Genomic DNA, 19,372 nt, shown 5'->3' on the forward strand with positions numbered 1-19,372 from the left:
AAAAACTATTTGCAGTGATTTAAGCAAATAGTTTTTTTGTTGGCAGGTAAGAAAGTATAAATCCTTTCTTCCTGTATAAGTGCAATCTAGGCTAGGCGATAAGCCGAGTTTTCTAAATTATTCTTTTTCAATTTTTGAGATTAATGTAGTGGATATATAACGAATGACATCTCCTCTGCTTACGACGCCAACTAGTTTATTCTCATCATTTACAACAGGGATTTTTTTAAGTCTGTGTTTCGAGAAAATTGCAATGGCATTTTCCAATTTATCTTCTGGGTGGACTGTTAAAATATCTTTGCCTGACATAACATTCTCAACTTTATGATCGACAGCATAATCCAATTTATGCAGCAGATCTTCCTTCTCGCTCACGAGTACTAGTGCAAACATGTCGTAAACTGTTCTTCCTCGAGGCTGCAGATAACGAATGACATCACCATCACTAATCATTCCCTGAAGGTCATTGTTTTCATCTACAACAGGAACACCGCCAATTTTATGACTTACCAATAATGCCAATAGCTCTTTTATCGTCATACTTTCCGTTGCTGTAATTACATCTGAAATCATAAAATCCTTGATATTCATATTGTTACCATCCTTTTTGGTGTAATAGCTATATACATTATTACTTCGACAAGGAATGTAAGTTTCCTTCTTTTATTCTGGTTTAACTGTTCTGTACTTACCTCCATAATAAAGAATCGGCTCCCCAGTATCTGCTTTTATTTCAGTCACTTCTGCAATAAATATCATGTGATCTCCAGCTAAAGCGGTATCTTTTACCTTACAGGATAAAGTAGCGATTGAACCATCAATTACCGGAACTCCATCCTGCAATACAAATGGTATCTCCCGATCTTTTTTCATTTGTTTAGCAAAGATCATGGATAGTTCTTTCTGTTCTTCACGTAAAATACTTAATCCAAATTGTTTGGTTTCTTGTAATTTATCGTACATTTTCGCATTCTCATCTATAGAAATAGCAATTAGTTTAGGATCCAATGATACGGACATAAATGCATTTACAGTCATTCCAATTACTTCACCTTTATAGTTGGTGCTGACAATCGTAATACCAGTTGCGAATTTCCCCATTGTATCTCGAAAAAAACGAGCATCCATTATGTATCTCACTTCCTTTCTCTACACTTTATTCAGAATAGCATTTAATTAGAAAAATATAAATTAAGTTGTTTGCTTGTTTACATAACAATATTATATTAAACTCTACATATTGTTATTGAAGAAGAAAGCCTTGATAACATGTATATGCTATCAAGGCTTTCTTTGTTAATTATACCGGGTAAACACCATGTTTTCGCTCTGTAAATGTAATGTTTTTAGATTCATACATGTCAAACCGTTTTACTAGCTCGCTTCTTAGTTTATCTGGTTGGATAACTGCATCTACCACAAGTTCGGATGCTAGTCGATAAATATCAATATTATCTTTGTATTCATCTTGCTTCTCTTTAATAAATGCTGGTCTATCTTCTTCAGGCAACTCAGCAATTTTATTAGCGTAGACAGCATTTACTGCAGCCTCTGGTCCCATTACTGCTATTTGAGCAGTAGGTAATGCAAGACAGCAATCGGGATCGAATGCTGGACCTGCCATTGCATAGAGACCCGCCCCATATGCTTTCCGTACAACAACTGAAATTTTAGGTACAGTAGCCTCGCTCATCGATGCAAGCATTTTTGCTCCATGACGGATAATACCAGCCCGCTCAACTTTCGTTCCAATCATAAATCCAGGGATATCCATTAAGAATAATAGTGGAATATTAAACGCATCACATAACTGAATGAATTTAGCTGCTTTATCAGCTGAATCAGGGAATAACACTCCCCCCTTCATTCGAGGCTGATTCGCAATTATCCCTACCGACTTGCCGTTAATTCGTGATAATCCCGTTATTAACTCTGGAGCAAATCTTTTCTTCACTTCACAAAAACTGTCTTCATCAATAATTCGATCAATAAAATCATACATATTAAATGGAGCATTCTGGTTTTCAGGGATAAGTTCTGAAATAGTTTTCTCGAATTCTTTAATTTCTTTTGTTTCCATTACGTTAGGTTTATCTTTAAAGCTAGCTGGAAAATAGCTAATATAGTTACGAGCATACGAAATTGCTTCCTGCTCAGTCTTAGCTAAAACGTCTCCACATCCTGAAACGGAAGTGTGCATCTTAGCGCCACCCATTTCTTCAAGTGAAACTTTTTCACCGATTACTTTCTCTGCCATTCGCGGTGAACCTAAATACATCGAGGCATTACCGTCAACCATCACTACGATGTCACAGAACGCTGGTATGTAGGCTCCGCCCGCAGCAGATGGGCCAAATAGAAGACAAACCTGGGGAACTCGACCCGAAAGCTTTATCTGATTATGAAATATTTTACCTGCACCTCTTCTGCCTGGGAACATTTCTATTTGATCAGTAATTCTAGCTCCCGCTGAGTCCACCAAATAAAACATTGGCAATTCCAATTTCATTGCAGTCTCCTGAATACGGATAATTTTTTCAACTGTTCTCTTCCCCCAGGAACCTGCTTTAACTGTTGAATCATTTGCCATAACGCAAACCTTTTGGCCATTTATACGACCTATTCCTGTAACCACTCCATCAGATGGTAAGGTATCATCCATGCAATTAGCAAAAAAAGCATCTTCTACATCCATATCGTCATCGAATAATAGTTCAAGGCGATTACGAACAAATAATTTCCCTTTTTCTTCATTTTTTTGGTGGTATTTTTCAAGACCACCTTTCTTAATTTTATCTACTTTATTTTGTAAATCTTCTACATACGACATGTGAAACCTCCTGCTCTATTCTATTGACCTTTATATACTGGTTTTCTTTTTTCTTTGAAAGCTGCTAGTCCTTCCAATCGATCAGCAGTTGGAATGGTTTCTCTATAACACTCGTTTTCAATTTTTAGCCCAGTGTCTAAATCTGTTTGTATTCCTTTATCAATTGCTGTTTTCGCCTGTTTCAAGGCAATTGGTCCATTTTTAGCTATTTGTTTAGCGAACGCTACTGCTTCTTCTTGTAAATTATCTTGAACAGCTAATTGTTCAACTAACCCTATGTTTAATGCTTCTTCAGCAGATACAGGCATTCCTGTAAATATTAAACGTTTTGCTTGGCCTAGACCAATTAGCCTGGTAAGACGTTGTGTCCCTCCAGCTCCTGGTATAATGGCAAGTGACGTTTCAGTTAACCCAAACTTAGTAGAGTCAACTGCGATACGAATATCACACGCTAGTGTAAGTTCAAGTCCACCACCAAAGGCAACACCATTCATTGCAGCAATAACCGGCATTTTCATCTTGGCAATATTAGAGACTGTTTCACCAATGTATCGAACTGCATCAATCACCTGGTCTTCATTCATTCCTTTGCGCTCTTTTAAATCTGCACCTGCACAAAATGCTTTTTCTCCAGCGCCAGTAATAATAGTGCAGTACACAGTAGGGTCCTGATCTATTTTTTTTACGTATATATTTAATTCATCAAGTAAAGCTTTTGACAAGGCATTTGCCGATTCTGCTCGATTTAGCGTTAGAAGGGCAATATGATCATCTAATTTTGTGAAAGTTATAAGTTCAGACACATGCTTTCTCCTTCCTTACCGCTCACTTTTTAAAATTTTCATTTGATGACTTGATAGATTTTTTACATACTTCTCAATATTTAACGCAGCATCAATGACCCTATTTTCATTTACTCCGGTCTTTATTCCCATTCGATGAAGCATGTACAGGAGGTCATCTGTAGCAAGATTACCTGAAGCTCCTTTTGCGTATGGACAACCTCCAAGTCCTCCCACAGCGCTATCGAAATTCGTAATTCCATAATCAAGCGCCACTAGAACATTCGCTAAAGCTGTTCCTCTTGTGTTGTGAAAATGCATGGCCAATTTTTCTTTTGGAAAATAACGCAGCAATTGTTCCAGTACCCTGGCAACCTGAGCAGGATCAGCCACTCCAATTGTATCTCCAATCGAAATTTCATCCACTCCCATCGTAAAAAGTTTATCACAAATAGTTATAACTTTATTAGTGTCAATTTCACCTTCGTAGGGACATCCAAATACTGTTGACACATAGCCTCGGATGGACTTGTTTGCTTTTTTGGAATCAGCGGAGACGCTTTCTAAAATGGGATACGTTTCATCAATAGTTTTATTTATATTTTTCTTATTGTGAGTTTCACTGGCCGATAAAAATAAACAAACCTCATCAATATCCACTTCTAAAGCACGCTCCAGTCCCGTATGATTCGGGACTAAAGCTGCATATGTAACATCTGGATTTCGTTTAATTTTCTTCGCTACCTCTGTTGCGTCTTTCAACTGTGGTATCCAATCCGGATGCACAAAAGATGAAATTTCGATATAGGATGCACCAGTTTCTGATAACATATTGATCCATTCGATTTTCGCATCTGTCGGTACCATTTCCGACTCATTTTGCAATCCGTCTCTTGGGCCAACCTCTTTTATGGATACATGTTCTGGAAAGTTCAATCGCAACCCTCCTAACTATTCTTTATTTTATTTATATTATTTTCATTCAATAATAGCTATTGTATCTCCTTCATTGACAAAATCGCCTTCAGCTACCTTTATTTCTTTCACCGTACCATCACTTTCGCTCGCAATAGGTATTTCCATTTTCATTGACTCTAGAATTGCTACATCTTGTCCTTCTGTTACTTTTTCACCTTGGGCCACCGTGATCTTCCAAACACTTCCAGCCATTGACGCTTTTACTTCTTCCATTTTAAATTCCTCCTTCGTTTTTCTTCGATTTCATCATAGGTAAATAATGCTCGTCTACAAAAGCAGTAGTTGCTCCACCTTTTATAAATGCTTCCATGTCCATGATTTCTCTTAACATTGGAATATTCGTTTTTATACCATCTATATGGTAATTAGTTAAAGCGTCTCTCATTTTCGAAATTGCTTGCTCTCTTGTTTGTGCACTAACTATCAATTTACCGATCATTGGATCGTAGTATGGAGTAACATCATAATCACTCGTAACAGCTAATTCATTACGAATGTCTTCACCAGTAGGTGCGTTTAGTGTATTAATATGACCTGGTGACGGAAAGAATGTTACAGGGTCTTCTGCATAGACTCTGACTTCAATCGCGTGTCCGTCAATTGATAATTCATCTTGCTTAAAGGTAAGTGGTTCTCCGTTTGATATGTTAATTTGCTCTCTTACAATATCTAGCCCAGTAATTTCTTCAGTTACAGGATGCTCCACCTGAATACGTGTGTTCATTTCAAGAAAATAAAAGTTTTCATTCATATCGACCAAAAATTCTATTGTTCCCGCATTCGTATATCCAAGAGCCTTAGCAGCATCAGTAGCTGCCTTTCCCATCTTCTCACGCGTTTCCTCTGAAATAAATGGAGATGGTGCTTCTTCCACTACTTTTTGATTTCGACGCTGAATAGAACAGTCACGTTCGAATAAATGCACTGCATTACCTTGCTGGTCTGCTAATAACTGAATTTCAATATGACGAGCATTTTCAAGTTTCTTTTCCATAAACATTGCTCCGTCACCAAAGAACGTTTGTGCACGTTTTGAGTTACTTTCGAATGCTTTTTCTAGATCAGTGTCTGAATTAACAACCTGCATGCCAATTCCTCCACCACCTGCAGAGGCTTTAAGCATAATTGGATAACCAATATCCTTAGCTATAATAAGTGCATCGTCCACAGTCTCTACCACACCATCTGTCCCGGGTACGACAGGAACACCTGCATGTTTCATTGCATTTCTTGCTTCGATTTTACTTCCCATCTTTTCCATTACTTCACTGGTAGGTCCAATAAAAATAATCCCAGCGTCATTACATTTCTCTACGAATTGTCCGTTTTCACTTAAGAATCCATATCCAGGATGTATAGCATCTACCTTTGCTTTCTTAGCAATGCTAATAATTTTATCGACATTTAAATAACTTTCATTTACCCTCGGTGGTCCGATTAAGAAGCTTTCGTCAGCCATGCCAACATATGGTGCTTTTTGATCAGCTTCTGAATAAACGGCAACAGTTTGAATATCCATTTTTTTACACGTTCGGATAATCCGTGCAGCAATTTCTCCACGATTTGCAATTAGTATTTTTTTAATCATCGACTCTCTCCTTACCTATCTGGTCCTGGTATTCATTTTCCTTTATTCAAGGAGTTGAATAGCCAGCTCTTTTAATTTGAACTTTTGAATTTTTCCACTTGCTGTCATTGGATATTCTTCCACAAACTCAATATATTTTGGAATCTTATGATGGGAGATATTCCCTTCGCAGAACGTACGAATATCTTCGACAGAGGTATTCGTTTTCTCCTTTAAAATAATCCATGCCATAACTTCTTCCCCATACTTCTTATCGGGAAGTCCAATAACCTGAACATCCTGTACATCAGGATGTTGATAAAGAAACTCTTCAATTTCACGCGGATAAATATTTTCACCTCCGCGGATTATCATATCTTTCATCCTGCCGGTGATTTCTAGGTACCCATTTTCATGCATGACAGCTAAATCGCCAGTATGCAGCCAACCTTCATCATCTATAGCTGCTTGGGTAGCTTCTTGATTGTTATAATAGCCTTTCATTACATGATAGCCGCGTGTACATAACTCACCAGGCTTTCCTGTCTGTTGTTCCTCATCTGAACCAGGTATAATTACCTTAACTTCAACGTTTGGATGAGGCTTACCGACGGTACTAACTTTTAGCTCGATTGGATCATCGGTTTTTGTCTGTGTTATGACTGGCGATGATTCTGTTTGCCCATAAGCTATCGTGATTTCCTTCGCACCCATTTTGTCCATTACATTTTGCATCACTTCCATTGGACACGTTGAACCTGCCATTATTCCAGTACGTAAATGTGTAAAATCATAGTTTTCAAATTTAGGGTGGTTAAGTTCTGCGATAAACATAGTTGGGACACCATGTAAGCCAGTGCATTTTTCATCAGAAACAGCCTTCATCACTTTTTCCGGTTCGAACTGTTCTAAAATTACCATCGTAGCCCCTTTAGATACAGCGGCCAAAACACCTAAAACACATCCGAAGCAATGAAAAAATGGTACAGGAATACATAATCGATCTTCACTGCTTAATTTCATACAGTCTGCAATTTGGTTTCCGTTATTTACAATATTATAGTGTGTTAGCATCACGCCTTTAGGAAAACCGGTAGTGCCTGAGGTATACTGCATATTTATCACATCGTGATGGCTCAATGTTTCCTGTATTTGTTTTAACTCATTGTAAGAAACGCGGTTACCCATTTCTAAAACTTCATTCCAGTTGTATCCAAACGTGTATTTCTCATCACTTAACACGATAATATTTTTTAAATGTGGTAGATTAGGTGATTTAATTCTACCTTTTTCTGCATGATCAAGTTCAGGACATATTTGTTTTAAAACGTCCACATAGGATGTACCTTTGTACGTTTCAGCTAAGATTAAAGTCGATGACTCTGATTGCTTCAATAAATATTCCAATTCTTTTGCCTGATAACTGGTGTTAACTGTTACTAATACTGCGCCCATTTTACCAGTTGCAAATTGTGAAGTGATCCATTCAGGCTTATTGTCTGCCCAAATAGCTACATTTTCACCTTTTTCTATACCTAAAGAGATAAATCCTTTTGCAGCTTGATTGACCATATCATCAAATTCTTTATAGGTTTTACGTAAATTTAACTCAGGATAAACAACAGCTTCATGGTTCGGATACAAATTCACTTGCTTCTCTAATAACTCTCCTACGGTCAGGTTTAATAAAGTCATGAATTTACCCCCTTCAACTGTTTTAAAGTCCTAACTGTCGAGCAATTACTAAGCGTTGTATTTCAGAAGTTCCTTCACCAATTTCCATTAGTTTAGCATCGCGTAAGTAACGTTCAACTTCATATTCACGCATATATCCGTAACCACCATGAATTTGAATAGCTTCATTAGCGGCTTTACTTGCGATTTCACTCGCAAACAGCTTTGCGTAAGCAGACTCTTTCGTAAAGACTTTTCCTTGGTCCTTTAACCAGGCAGTTTTATGAATCATATTACGAGCCAACTCTATTTCCATTGCCATATCTGCAAGCTTGAACTGAATCGCCTGAAAGCTTGAGATAGATTTACCGAATTGTTTGCGTTCTTTTGCATAAGCCAGCGATTTGTCAAGACAACCTTGTGCTATTCCCAGTGCCAGTGAAGCTATGGAAATGCGTCCACCGTCCAGGGTATGCAAAAATTGTTTGAATCCTTTTTGTGGATCACCTAATAAGTTTTCCCTTGGTACACGAACATCCTGCAGGATAATCTCAGCTGTATCAGAACCACGTACACCCATTTTTTCATAATTACTAGTAATCGCAATGCCTTCTACATCAGTAGGAACGATAATAGCACTAATAATATTTTTTCCTCGATCATCTTTTCCTGTTACTGCAGTAACTATAATAGTCGATGCAAAGCTTGCGTTTGTAATAAAGCATTTTTCTCCGTTAATTATAAAATCATCACCATCTACAACAGCAGTTGTCTTAGTTCCTGCCGCGTCAGATCCAGCATTTGGCTCTGTCAGGCCAAAAGATCCAAGACTTTTACCTTCAGCCAGCGGCGTCAAATACTTTTTCTTTTGTTCTTCGGTTCCAAAATAATAAATCGGGCTGGCTCCGAGGGATACTGCCGCAGCATAACTTAAACCAGTGCTGCCACATACTCGACCAATTTCTTCTACGGCTAATGCATAAGAAACGGTATCTGCTCCGGCTCCACCATACTCTTCTGGAAATGGTATCCCTAATAATCCTAATTCCCCAATTTGTTTAAAAATATCTTCTGGGAATTCCGCTTTTGCATCTATATCTATAGCTCTAGGTCTTATCACTTCTTCAGCAAAATCACGGACCATTTTTTTAATCATTAATTGTTCTTTCGTCAATTCAAAATTCATGTTTTCTTCCTCCTAATTAAACTATCACTAAGACCGACTGGTTGGTCTGTGTGAGTTATTAAAAAATGAAAGCGATTACTTTCACGTGGTAAAAAAAGATTTTTCTATCAAAACATCTTTATATGACTTACTATACAACGTTTCTACCTGCAAGACAAAATGTAAGATTAAATCAACGTAGATATCACCGATCTCTTCAATGGATTTTGCACCATTCTGTTTGTACCACTTGTATGTCCAGTTCACCATGCCTAGGATTGCCATTGTGGTAATTTCAACTGGAAGATCATTTCGGAATTCTTCAGCTTCTTTTCCTTCCTTAATTGCTTGGGTAATAATTTGCTTAAATTGATCTCTTTTTTTCTTAATTAATATTTCATAGTGCGGTTTTAAGTATATCGTTTCCTGGTAAAAAACGGAAATATGTGGCTTATACAGATCAAACACTTTAACGAAATCCTTAATGATCGCCTGCAGTTTTTTTGTGGGTGATTGATATGTTTTGTTTGCTGCAACAGCCTTTTCCAGAACATATGTAATAAATGTATCGTGAATCACAAAGAGGAGTTCATCCTTTGAAGTAAAGTGATGATAAAATCCGCCCTTTGACGTCCCGACTTCTTTTACAATCTGATTAACTGTTACACCATGAAAGCCTTGTTTTTCAAATAAAAGTAAGGCGGATTGGATAATTCTCTGACGTAGATCCGTTATAAACCCTCCTTCCATAATTACATTTTTACCTTATCATATTTTTCAGAAAATATAAAGCACAAAATAAATATAAAAACAGCAGCATTATCATATAAAAAAGATAACGCTGCTGCTCATTATTCATCAAACGGTTTTTCGTAGCTTGCCTTTCTCCACACTCGATTAACCTCGCCTTGATTATCTGTATCAATAACAAAAGATCCATTGCTGGAACGATCACTCAAAGATAAATCCAAAGGATAAACCTCTTGTAACTCCCCTTTTTTCGTGCTAAAAGTTATCGTATCCTTTTCGTCCATTACAAAGAAACCTTGAATCCGATGTGGCTTTTTCTTTAATTCCCGGAGCATCGCTAATCCCCGATTCGCTCTTGTAGTTTTGGTAAACTCACTTAATTTCATTCGTTTACATGCCCCTCGTTGCGTAACGAGTACTAATGAAGGCTCTGCCAAATCGTCAAACACTTGTCCATTCACGACATATTCTTTGTCTTTAAGTTTAATTGCCTTTACGCCTGCTGCGCGCTGTCCGACTGCAGTAATTTCAGTTTCATGGTACCACAATCCGAATCCAGTATTCGTAACAACAAACACATCTGAATGTCCATCAGTCACATGTACATTAACGACTTCATCATCCTTTTTTAAGTTCAAAGCGACTAACGCTTTTGTGTGACGCTGAGCATCATATAGTGCCCATTCACTTCGTTTAACCATTCCGTTTCTTGTGAAAAAGATAACGAATTGCTCCTGCTTGAAGCTTCGTACCGGGATGCATTTAATTATCATTTCATCTTTTTCTAACGCTACTATGTTTGAAATATGCTGTCCTATATCCTTCCACCTTATCTCTGGGAGTTGATGAACAGGTAAATACAGGTATTTCCCTTTATTGGTAAAGAGCAGAACTTTATCTGTCGTATTCAGTTCATGCAGCCCCACTAGATGGTCCTCATCCTTTATTGCGAGATCCTTACCATTAGAAGCCGCATAGGAACGTAAGCTGGTTCGTTTTATATATCCTTCTCTGGTAGTGGAAACTAAAACGTCTTCGCTTGCAACCATTACTTCAATGTCTATTTTCAATTCTTCAACATTGTCTTCAATGAGCGTTCTACGCTTGTCAGAAAACGTTTTTTTAATTTTTTTCAAATCACTTTTAATTGTTTGAAATAATTTTTTTTCACTGCCAAGAATAGATTCAAGCTCCGCAATTTTCTTTCTTAACTCTTCTGCTTCTTTCTCAAGAGATGAAATGTCAGTATTTGTTAAACGATATAATTGCAACATCACAATTGCTTCAGCTTGCGGTTCAGAAAAATGATAGGCTTCAATAATTCTTCGCTTAGCATCCGCTTTATTCTTAGATGAGCGAATAGTAGCAATAAGTTCATCCAAAATAGAAATCGCTTTTATTAATCCTTCAAGAATATGAGATCGTTCATTGGCTTTCTTCAACTCAAAATTTGTTTGTCTTGTTACAACTTCTTTCTGGTGGAAGATATATGCATCAAGCATTTGAGGTAACGATAATAATTTGGGTGTTTTATCTTTAATGGCAACCATATTAAAGTGGTATGTCACTTGTAAATCAGTATTTTTGTACAAATAATGAAGTACCCCCTCACTATTTGCATCTTTTTTAAGTTCGATGACAACTCGAAGTCCTGTGCGGTCCGTTTCATCACGTACTTCAGAAATTCCTTCTACTTTCCGGTCAATTCTCAGTTCGTCCATTTTTTTAACCATACTTGCTTTATTCATCTCAAAAGGTATTTCAGTGATAACAATTTGTTCTTTATTTCCGCGAACTTCTTCTACATTTGCTTTACCACGTACAATAACTTTTCCTTTTCCAGTTTCGTACGCTTTAACTATTCCCTCGACACCCTGGATAATTCCTCCTGTAGGGAAGTCTGGACCTTTTATTACTTTCATTAAATCCTGAACAGTCACTTCAGGATTATCAATTCTCATAATTACTGCATCGATAACTTCAGATAAATTGTGTGGTGGTATATCAGTTGCATAACCCGCTGATATTCCTGTTGATCCATTAACAAGAAGGTTAGGAAATTTGGCCGGAAGCACCACAGGTTCATCGTTGGTATCATCAAAATTCGAAATGAAATCTACTGTATTTTTGTCAATATCTCTAAGAAGCTCAGAAGAGATACTTGATAATCGAGCTTCCGTATAACGCATGGCTGCTGGTGGATCTCCATCGAGACTTCCGTTATTTCCGTGCATTTCAATCAGCTCATTACGAACTTTCCAATCCTGGCTTAAACGAACCATTGCTTCATAAACAGAAGAATCACCATGAGGATGGTAGTTACCGATTACTGTTCCGACCGTTTTAGCTGATTTACGGAAATTGTTATCATGCGTATTTCTATCCTCATACATCGCATATAAAATACGACGCTGAACTGGTTTTAGTCCATCACGAGCATCTGGTAAAGCTCTTTCTTGAATAATATATTTACTGTATCTTCCAAAACGATCGCCTATTACTTCTTCGAGTGGAAGGTCTAGATATTTTTCTGGTTCTGACAAACCAATCCCCCCTTATTACGTATGAATTTTATCATTTTCTAGTATATTAGTATCTTCAACCATACCAAATTCCACATGACCTTCAATCCATTTTCTGCGCGGTTCTACTTTATCTCCCATTAGAGTAGTAACACGTCTTTCTGCTCTAGCAAGATCTTCCAGTGTTACCCGAATCAATGTTCTTGTTTCAGGGTCCATAGTTGTTTCCCAAAGCTGATCAGCATTCATTTCACCAAGACCTTTGTATCTTTGGATGGTATATCCGTTTTTAAATTGTTTTAAAACATCTTTAAGTTCGTGATCTTCCCAAGCATAAACTATTTTTTCATTTTTACCTTTACCTTTTGATACTTTATACAAAGGTGGTAATGCTATGAATATTTTACCGGACTCAACTAACGGTTTCATATACCGATAGAAAAACGTCAACAGCAATACCTGAATATGTGCACCATCGGTATCCGCGTCTGTCATAATAATGATTTTATCGTATTGAACATCTTCCAGGTCAAAATCTCCCCCAACACCAGCGCCAATCGTGTGTATAATGGTTGAGATTTCTTCATTTTTCAGGACGTCTTCAAGCTTAGCTTTTTCCGTATTGATTACTTTTCCTCGAAGCGGAAGAACAGCTTGAAATTTACGATCACGCCCTTGCTTAGCAGAACCTCCTGCAGAATCACCCTCAACTAGAAATAATTCATTCTTTTTAGGATTTTTTGATTGAGCAGGAGTGAGCTTTCCGCTTAATAAAGAATCTTTTCGTCGTTTCTTTTTTCCTGTTCGTGCGTCTTCGCGCGCTTTCCGTGCAGCTTCTCTAGCCTCTTTAGCTTTTACTGCCTTTCGGATTAGCAGGCCAGCACTATCTGGATTTTCTTCAAGAAAATACGTGAGCCGTTCTGATACGACACCATCCACTGCAGAACGCGCCTCTGAAGTTCCCAGCTTTCCTTTTGTCTGACCTTCAAACTGTAACTTTTCTTCGGGAATTCTTACCGACACAATTGCAGTAAAACCTTCTCTGATGTCCGTACCTTCGAGATTTTTATCTTTCTCTTTTAACAACCCGGATTTACGTGCATAGTCATTAAAGGTACGAGTTATCGCAGTTCTTGCACCTGATTCATGTGTACCACCATCTTTTGTGCGGACATGGTTCACAAAGGAAAGCATGCTTTCTGAATAACCATCGTTAAACTGAAAGGCGAAATCAACTTCAATTTCCTGCTGTTCTCCTTCAAACGATACAACGTTGTGTAAGGTATCTTTTTCTTCATTCAAGTAAGCAACGAACGATTCCAGTCCATCTGGATACTCATATACTTCATTTGCTTGATCTCGTTCATCTACCAATTCAATTTTTAATCCTTTTAGCAAAAATGCCGCTTCTCTTAGCCTCTCAGATAATGTTTCAAAATTATAGACAGTCGTAGAAAAAATTGTAGGATCTGGCTTGAAGTGAATAATGGAGCCTTTCTTTCTAGTAGAACCTTTGTTAATCATAGTTCCAATAGGTTTACCACCATTTCCAAACCGTTGGAAATATATTTGACCATCACGATAACTGGTTACTTCCAGCCATTCAGACAAAGCATTTACAACAGAAGCACCAACTCCATGAAGTCCACCGCTTGTCTTATAGCCACCTTGTCCAAATTTTCCTCCTGCATGTAATACAGTAAATATGACTTCGATTGTAGGTTTTCCAGAACTGTGCATTCCAGCGGGAATACCTCTTCCGCTATCTTCTACTGAAATACTATTATCTTTATGTATCATTACTTTTATTGCATTTCCATAACCGGCGAGTGCCTCATCTACTGAGTTGTCAACAATTTCATTAACTAAATGGTGCAAACCACGACTATCCGTACTGCCTATATACATACCAGGTCTTTTTCGAACAGCCTCAAGGCCTTCTAATACCTGAATAGAGTCATCGGTATAACTTGAAGATTGTTTAACCAATTGCCATCTACCCCTTTCTAGCTATCTTTAATTTTTATCATATGAACTCTTATAAGAATAGAACAAATGTTTGTTATTGTAAATGGTGGAGCCCATGTTCAGTAATCTGTGTATTAGTATACTACATCTATTTTCCGATTGTATAGACTGATAAATCATAGCACTAATCCTTAAATAGTCCAAATTACATCCTATAAACAAAAAAACTTTATCTCTGTAGGATCAGAGATAAAGCCTGTTGTTGTTTTAGATTATCTTACTAACATGGTGTGTGCAACCTTAATACAAACATCCATAATTACTGTGAAATCGCGTTCTTTAAGAAATGTGTACGCTTCCTTATTTGAAACGCCCAGTTGTGCCCAAAAAATTTTCGCACTTGTTTCAGCTGCTTCTTGAGCTATTTCAGGCAGGAATTCCGATCTTCTAAAGACATTAATTATATCGATTTGTTCTTCAACTTCTTTTAATGAATTATATGATTTTTCACCAAGTACTTCGTCTATCATTGGATTAATTGGGATAATCTTATATCCATTATCTTGCATTATTTTAGAAATTTGATAGGAAGTCCTGCCTGGATTGTCTGATAAACCAACGACAGCTATGCTCTTCGACGTCTCCAATACCTGTTTTATTTTGTCATTCGTCGGATTTTCTACTGACAACGTAAATCACTCCTTTTATTTTTTAAGTAACCCCTGCTCCAGTAGATAATTTCTCGCCACTGTCTCAGGTGCCTTCCCTTTATAATCAACTTTATAATTCATTTGACGCATTTCGTCATCTGTTATTAGACCACCAAGTTGATTTAATATTTCTTCTAGTTCAGGATACTTCATTAACGTCTCTTGTCTAAGTAAAGGTGCACCCTGATAAGGTGGGAATAAGTTTTTTGGATCATCGAGCGTTACTAGATCCAGTTCAATCATAGAACTCGAAGTTGCATATGCATCGATTACATCTACTTCTCCATTAGTTAGTGCTTCCTGACGAATTCCTGGTTCCATGGTTACTACCTCTGCAAAATTAACACCATACACTTCTTTCATACCAACATATCCATCGTATCGATCCTTAAACTCTAAAGTGAAACCAGCTGTAAATTCATTTTCAACTTTATTTAGATCACCAATTGATTTAAGACCATGTTTTTCAGCTAACTCTTTTGTAGTAGCTACAGCATATGTGTTGTTGAACTTCATTGGTTCGAGAAGTGCCATATCGTATTCTTTCAGCATGCCTTCTTCTGCCTGTTGATATACTTCTTTTGGATCATTGCTTACTGCTTTTTCGCCTAGGTGCGTAACGATTGCTGTACCTGTAAACTCTGGATACATGTCAATACTTCCATTTTCCAGGGCTGAGAATACAAAAGCAGTTTTGCCTAATCCTGGTTCCAGTTTTACATCAAGGTTAGTTTCTTCTTCAATCAGTAATTTGTACATGTTAATCAGTATAGATGGCTCGGTTCCAAGCTTAGCGCCAATTACTAAATCAGCTTTTTTGCCACCATTAATCATGAATGGCGTTGTAACAACTAAAATAGCAATTACCATTAATGCTATAAAAGATTTAAATCCGGTACGTTTTGATATATATTCAAAACCACGCAGAATAATATCCAGGAAAATAGCCAGCAAGGCTGCTGGAATGGCACCAAGCAGAATTAAATTCAAATCTGCTCCACGATCTATCCCTAGAAGAATAAGTTCACCTAGTCCACCTGCCCCAATTAAAGCTGCAATCGTTGTTGTTCCTACGATTAATACCATAGACGTTCTAACCCCGGCCATTATTACAGGCATTGCTATTGGTAATTCAACTTTCGTCAGTCGTTTTAATGAGTTCATCCCCATTCCAGTTGCAGCTTCTTTAAGGGAAGGGTTGACTTCTTTTACACCAGTATACGTATTGCGCAATATAGGTAATAAACCATAAGCTGTTAACGCGATGATTGCAGGTGTTGTACCAATTCCGAAGAAAGGAATTAGGAATGCTAATACTGCAAGACTTGGTATGGTTTGTAATATGGCTGTTAGGGCAATGATAGGTTCTGCAATTTTTGTATAACGAGTTAGTATTAATCCTAGTGGAACGGAAATTATGATTGCTATAATCAATGCAATTAAAGATATCTGCAAATGCTCCCAAATAGTTTCAAGTAAAACGTCTTGGCGACTCTGAAAAACATCGATGAATTCATTCATGACTGAACCACCCCGTTTTCCATTTTTGTTTTACTTTTTAGGAATGTAATTATGTTTTTATCTGTTAAAACACCAACTAATTTCTGCCCCTTTACAACAGGCATAATTGATTGATGACCAGATTCAATAAGGTTAGTTGCCTGAATTAACGGTATATCATTGTTAATAGTTTTAATATCTATTTTTTGCCCGTTATAAATGGCACCAACATAATTGTCATTATCATCTTTTACTGCAAATATGCCATCTGGGTTATAATTATTACTCTCAAACTGTTCCAAAGTAATGATATGTGATTGAGATCCATCTGCAACAATATCAACAGCTGTCTGCCACGGTGATTTTCTTTCACCAATAAAATCACGGACAAATTGATTTTTTGGATTCAGTATTAATTGTTGAGGAGTATCTACCTGTATCACTTCACCTTGCCTCATTAAACAAACTTTATCCCCGATTGCCATCGCTTCATCCATATCATGCGTAACAAAAACAATTGTCTTTTTTATTTCCTTTTGCAATACACGAATGTCCTTCTGCAGTTGATCTCGACTAATTGGATCCAGCGCACTAAAAGGTTCATCCATTAAAATAATGTCCGGATCAGCAGCAAGTGCACGAATTACCCCGATACGCTGCTGTTGTCCACCCGATAGCTCATGAGGCATTCTTTTTTGATAGGTTGAAGGGTCCAGTCCTACCATTTCCAGTAACTCCATTCCTCTGTCCCGAACTTTTTTCTTCTTCCATTTTTTCATCTCAGGTACCACCGCAATGTTTTCGGCAATTGTCATATGTGGAAAAAGTGCTATATCCTGCAACACATAACCAATATTCCAACGTAGTTCATGAATATTATAATCATTAATATCTTTATCATTTATGTAAATACTTCCTGAAGTCGGTTCAATTAAACGATTAATCATTTTCATCGTTGTAGTTTTGCCGCAACCACTCGGGCCAATTAAGGTCATTAACTCACCGTTGTCTACTTTTAGTGAGAAATCCTTTAATGCCTCGGTGCCATCCCCATATACTTTATGGACATCTTTGAATTCAATCATTTATCTCGTCCCTTTTACTTTTATTCCCATAATTAATGGGTGTGTTCCCTATAAAATCACATAGTCATAATTACCCTTATTCACTTCATGAGAAACATTTTATCAGGACACTTCTATAAAATATAGTAATCTTATCTGGATTTATAGTTCTTTCCATTATAACTTCATGATAATATAAGAATAGGTTTGTGTTTCAGGAAATTATGAAGGAAAGAAGGACGTTTTATGGAATATCTTATTTTTGCTGCCATTGCATATCTGTTAGGTTCTATTCCCTCTGCGTTAATCGTTGGAAAACTAGGATATAAGTTAGATGTACGGGAACATGGAAGCGGAAACCTTGGAGCAACTAATACTTTTCGAGTATTGGGTGTGAAGGCGGGAATAATTGTAACGTTGGCAGACATTTTAAAAGGAACAGCTGCAACACTTATCCCTCTCCTTTTTGATGCAGAAGTTTACCGATTAGTTATTGGACTTTTTGCAGTTGCAGGACATACTTATCCGTTATTCGCTAAATTTAAAGGTGGTAAGGCAGTAGCTACTTCAGGCGGGATAATTTTAGGTGTAAGTCCATGGCTATTTGTAAGTATAGTAATAGCATTTATCGTTACCTTATACATCTCGAAATACGTTTCATTATCTTCGATTATTACGGGAATAATAACAGTTATTGCTGCAGTCTTACTTCAGGAGGACCTGGGTTTGATAATAGTATCCTGCGCACTAGCAGTGTTCGTATCCTATCGACATAAAGATAATATTAAGCGAATCAGGAATGGTACTGAACCTAAAATCACCTGGATGTAAGTTTAATCAAACTAATATATTGAATATAAATTAGCAAATGCGTATAATTTTAACTACTAATTCTAGCAAGAAAGGGGACATAGTTATGAATAACATTCAAACTTCCCTTAACGTAAACATACCAGATAAAGAGCAACGACATCAGCTATTTGGCTCAGTATCACCTGGTCCAAGAACTAAACCAGAGGAAAAAGAAAAAATGGCTGATTTACAAAATAAAAAGAAGGACTTCCTGTTTGATCTGGATCAAGTTGGTATTGCTAATGTAAAGCATCCGATAACGGTAGAAAGTAACATTTCACCTCAAATACAATCGACCATAGGTACTTTCCGGTTTTCATCATCAATTAAGAAAACCAGTAAAGGTACAAATATGAGTCGTTTTATGGAACAGCTCAATGCTTATTATCAAAGTGGTTTTGTAATAAATATTACAACGCTCAAGGATTTTACAAAAGAATTGGCAGTTCGTCTTGAGCAAGAAGATGCAGAAGTTCAGGTATCATTTCCTTGGTTTTATGAAAGGACTGGACCGCAGTCAAATATCCCTGGAATGAACCATGTGAATGTAAGTTTAACGGTGACATTTGATCAATATGCTGGTTACACTGTCAGAGTTTCCTTATCATCCTTAATCACTACATTATGTCCTTGTTCAAAAGAAATTAGTGAATACAGTGCGCATAATCAACGTGGGACTGTTTATATGGAAGCTTCCCTTGATAACAATTTTGACGAGATGACGTCTGATTGGAAGGAATTATTACTCGAAGCAGCTGAAAGCAATGCTAGTGCACGTTTGCATCCAGTATTGAAAAGGACTGATGAGAAGATAATCACAGAACAAGCTTACGAAAATCCTCGTTTTGTTGAGGATATGGTTAGATTAGTAGCTGCTGATTTATTTGAAATGCCTTTTATATCTAAATTTAAGGTCTCCTGTCAAAACGAAGAATCTATCCATATGCATGATGCAATTGCTTCTATAACAATTGATAAGGAAGATTATATTTCACAGTAAAAAGGATCGA

At 37.1% G+C, this 19,372-nt stretch carries 17 protein-coding genes; 2 read left to right on the forward strand and 15 right to left on the reverse strand.

The window, feature by feature from the left end; translation table 11 throughout:
• Window positions 1-117: 117 nt before the first annotated feature.
• From VBD025_RS11865 to VBD025_RS11935, 15 genes are all read right to left on the reverse strand, one after another.
• Window positions 118-591 (reverse strand): CBS domain-containing protein, encoded by a 474-nt coding sequence (locus tag VBD025_RS11865; RefSeq protein ID WP_430785709.1) that lies wholly within the window; start codon window positions 589-591, stop codon window positions 118-120.
• Window positions 592-663: 72 nt separating this feature from the next.
• Complete coding sequence (locus tag VBD025_RS11870; protein WP_430785711.1) at window positions 664-1,128, reverse strand: flavin reductase family protein; 465 nt, start codon at window positions 1,126-1,128, stop codon at window positions 664-666.
• Between the two features lie 172 nt (window positions 1,129-1,300).
• Window positions 1,301-2,830 (reverse strand): acyl-CoA carboxylase subunit beta, encoded by a 1,530-nt coding sequence (locus VBD025_RS11875; RefSeq protein ID WP_430785713.1) that lies wholly within the window; start codon window positions 2,828-2,830, stop codon window positions 1,301-1,303.
• 20 nt (window positions 2,831-2,850) lie between these two features.
• On the reverse strand, window positions 2,851-3,633 hold the full coding sequence (locus tag VBD025_RS11880; RefSeq protein WP_430785715.1) for an enoyl-CoA hydratase: 783 nt from the start codon (window positions 3,631-3,633) through the stop codon (window positions 2,851-2,853).
• 15 nt (window positions 3,634-3,648) lie between these two features.
• On the reverse strand, window positions 3,649-4,548 hold the full coding sequence (locus VBD025_RS11885) for a hydroxymethylglutaryl-CoA lyase (RefSeq protein ID WP_430785717.1): 900 nt from the start codon (window positions 4,546-4,548) through the stop codon (window positions 3,649-3,651).
• A 42-nt stretch (window positions 4,549-4,590) separates the two neighbouring features.
• The gene (locus VBD025_RS11890) at window positions 4,591-4,803 is read right to left on the reverse strand and encodes an acetyl-CoA carboxylase biotin carboxyl carrier protein subunit (protein ID WP_430785719.1); all 213 of its coding nucleotides are present in this window, start codon (window positions 4,801-4,803) and stop codon (window positions 4,591-4,593) included.
• A gap of 1 nt (window position 4,804) precedes the next feature.
• On the reverse strand, window positions 4,805-6,178 hold the full coding sequence (gene accC / locus VBD025_RS11895; RefSeq protein ID WP_430785721.1) for an acetyl-CoA carboxylase biotin carboxylase subunit: 1,374 nt from the start codon (window positions 6,176-6,178) through the stop codon (window positions 4,805-4,807).
• A gap of 42 nt (window positions 6,179-6,220) precedes the next feature.
• Window positions 6,221-7,852 carry an AMP-binding protein gene (locus tag VBD025_RS11900; protein ID WP_430785723.1) on the reverse strand — a complete coding sequence of 544 codons (1,632 nt, stop codon included), beginning with the start codon at window positions 7,850-7,852 and terminating at the stop codon, window positions 6,221-6,223.
• Between the two features lie 22 nt (window positions 7,853-7,874).
• Window positions 7,875-9,017: an acyl-CoA dehydrogenase family protein gene (locus tag VBD025_RS11905; RefSeq protein WP_430785725.1), complete on the reverse strand. Its 1,143-nt coding sequence runs from the start codon at window positions 9,015-9,017 to the stop codon at window positions 7,875-7,877.
• 81 nt (window positions 9,018-9,098) lie between these two features.
• Window positions 9,099-9,746 (reverse strand): TetR/AcrR family transcriptional regulator, encoded by a 648-nt coding sequence (locus tag VBD025_RS11910; protein WP_430785727.1) that lies wholly within the window; start codon window positions 9,744-9,746, stop codon window positions 9,099-9,101.
• A gap of 101 nt (window positions 9,747-9,847) precedes the next feature.
• Window positions 9,848-12,289: a DNA topoisomerase IV subunit A gene (gene parC / locus VBD025_RS11915; RefSeq protein ID WP_430785729.1), complete on the reverse strand. Its 2,442-nt coding sequence runs from the start codon at window positions 12,287-12,289 to the stop codon at window positions 9,848-9,850.
• 15 nt (window positions 12,290-12,304) lie between these two features.
• Window positions 12,305-14,257, reverse strand: a complete 1,953-nt coding sequence (gene parE, locus VBD025_RS11920; RefSeq protein WP_430785731.1) for a DNA topoisomerase IV subunit B — start codon at window positions 14,255-14,257, stop codon at window positions 12,305-12,307.
• Window positions 14,258-14,508: 251 nt separating this feature from the next.
• Entirely contained in the window at window positions 14,509-14,925 is a 417-nt protein-coding gene (locus VBD025_RS11925) for a CoA-binding protein (RefSeq protein ID WP_430785733.1), read from the reverse strand.
• A gap of 15 nt (window positions 14,926-14,940) precedes the next feature.
• Window positions 14,941-16,467, reverse strand: a complete 1,527-nt coding sequence (locus VBD025_RS11930; RefSeq protein ID WP_430785735.1) for an ABC transporter permease/substrate-binding protein — start codon at window positions 16,465-16,467, stop codon at window positions 14,941-14,943.
• Complete coding sequence (locus VBD025_RS11935; protein ID WP_430785737.1) at window positions 16,464-17,531, reverse strand: betaine/proline/choline family ABC transporter ATP-binding protein; 1,068 nt, start codon at window positions 17,529-17,531, stop codon at window positions 16,464-16,466. Before VBD025_RS11935 ends, VBD025_RS11930 begins: the two co-directional genes overlap by 4 nt.
• Window positions 17,532-17,756: 225 nt before the next feature.
• Between VBD025_RS11935 and plsY the strand changes: the two genes are divergently transcribed.
• On the forward strand, window positions 17,757-18,341 hold the full coding sequence (gene plsY, locus VBD025_RS11940) for a glycerol-3-phosphate 1-O-acyltransferase PlsY (RefSeq protein ID WP_430785739.1): 585 nt from the start codon (window positions 17,757-17,759) through the stop codon (window positions 18,339-18,341).
• Window positions 18,342-18,426: 85 nt separating this feature from the next.
• Complete coding sequence (folE2, locus tag VBD025_RS11945) at window positions 18,427-19,362, forward strand: GTP cyclohydrolase FolE2 (RefSeq protein WP_430785741.1); 936 nt, start codon at window positions 18,427-18,429, stop codon at window positions 19,360-19,362.
• The last annotated feature ends 10 nt before the right edge of the window (window positions 19,363-19,372 follow it).

Source organism: Virgibacillus flavescens (assembly GCF_050574275.1).
Classification (GTDB): domain Bacteria; phylum Bacillota; class Bacilli; order Bacillales; family Amphibacillaceae; genus Virgibacillus_F; species Virgibacillus_F flavescens.

Coding starts and splice junctions, on each gene's coding strand:
- VBD025_RS11865 (WP_430785709.1), bottom strand. CDS start 591: ATGAATATCAAGGATTTTATGATTTCAGATGTAATTACAGCAACGGAA.
- VBD025_RS11870 (WP_430785711.1), bottom strand. CDS start 1,128: ATGGATGCTCGTTTTTTTCGAGATACAATGGGGAAATTCGCAACTGGT.
- VBD025_RS11875 (WP_430785713.1), bottom strand. CDS start 2,830: ATGTCGTATGTAGAAGATTTACAAAATAAAGTAGATAAAATTAAGAAA.
- VBD025_RS11890 (WP_430785719.1), bottom strand. CDS start 4,803: ATGGAAGAAGTAAAAGCGTCAATGGCTGGAAGTGTTTGGAAGATCACG.
- accC (WP_430785721.1), bottom strand. CDS start 6,178: ATGATTAAAAAAATACTAATTGCAAATCGTGGAGAAATTGCTGCACGG.
- VBD025_RS11900 (WP_430785723.1), bottom strand. CDS start 7,852: ATGACTTTATTAAACCTGACCGTAGGAGAGTTATTAGAGAAGCAAGTG.
- VBD025_RS11905 (WP_430785725.1), bottom strand. CDS start 9,017: ATGAATTTTGAATTGACGAAAGAACAATTAATGATTAAAAAAATGGTC.
- VBD025_RS11910 (WP_430785727.1), bottom strand. CDS start 9,746: ATGGAAGGAGGGTTTATAACGGATCTACGTCAGAGAATTATCCAATCC.
- VBD025_RS11930 (WP_430785735.1), bottom strand. CDS start 16,467: ATGAATGAATTCATCGATGTTTTTCAGAGTCGCCAAGACGTTTTACTT.
- VBD025_RS11935 (WP_430785737.1), bottom strand. CDS start 17,531: ATGATTGAATTCAAAGATGTCCATAAAGTATATGGGGATGGCACCGAG.
- plsY (WP_430785739.1), top strand. CDS start 17,757: ATGGAATATCTTATTTTTGCTGCCATTGCATATCTGTTAGGTTCTATT.
- folE2 (WP_430785741.1), top strand. CDS start 18,427: ATGAATAACATTCAAACTTCCCTTAACGTAAACATACCAGATAAAGAG.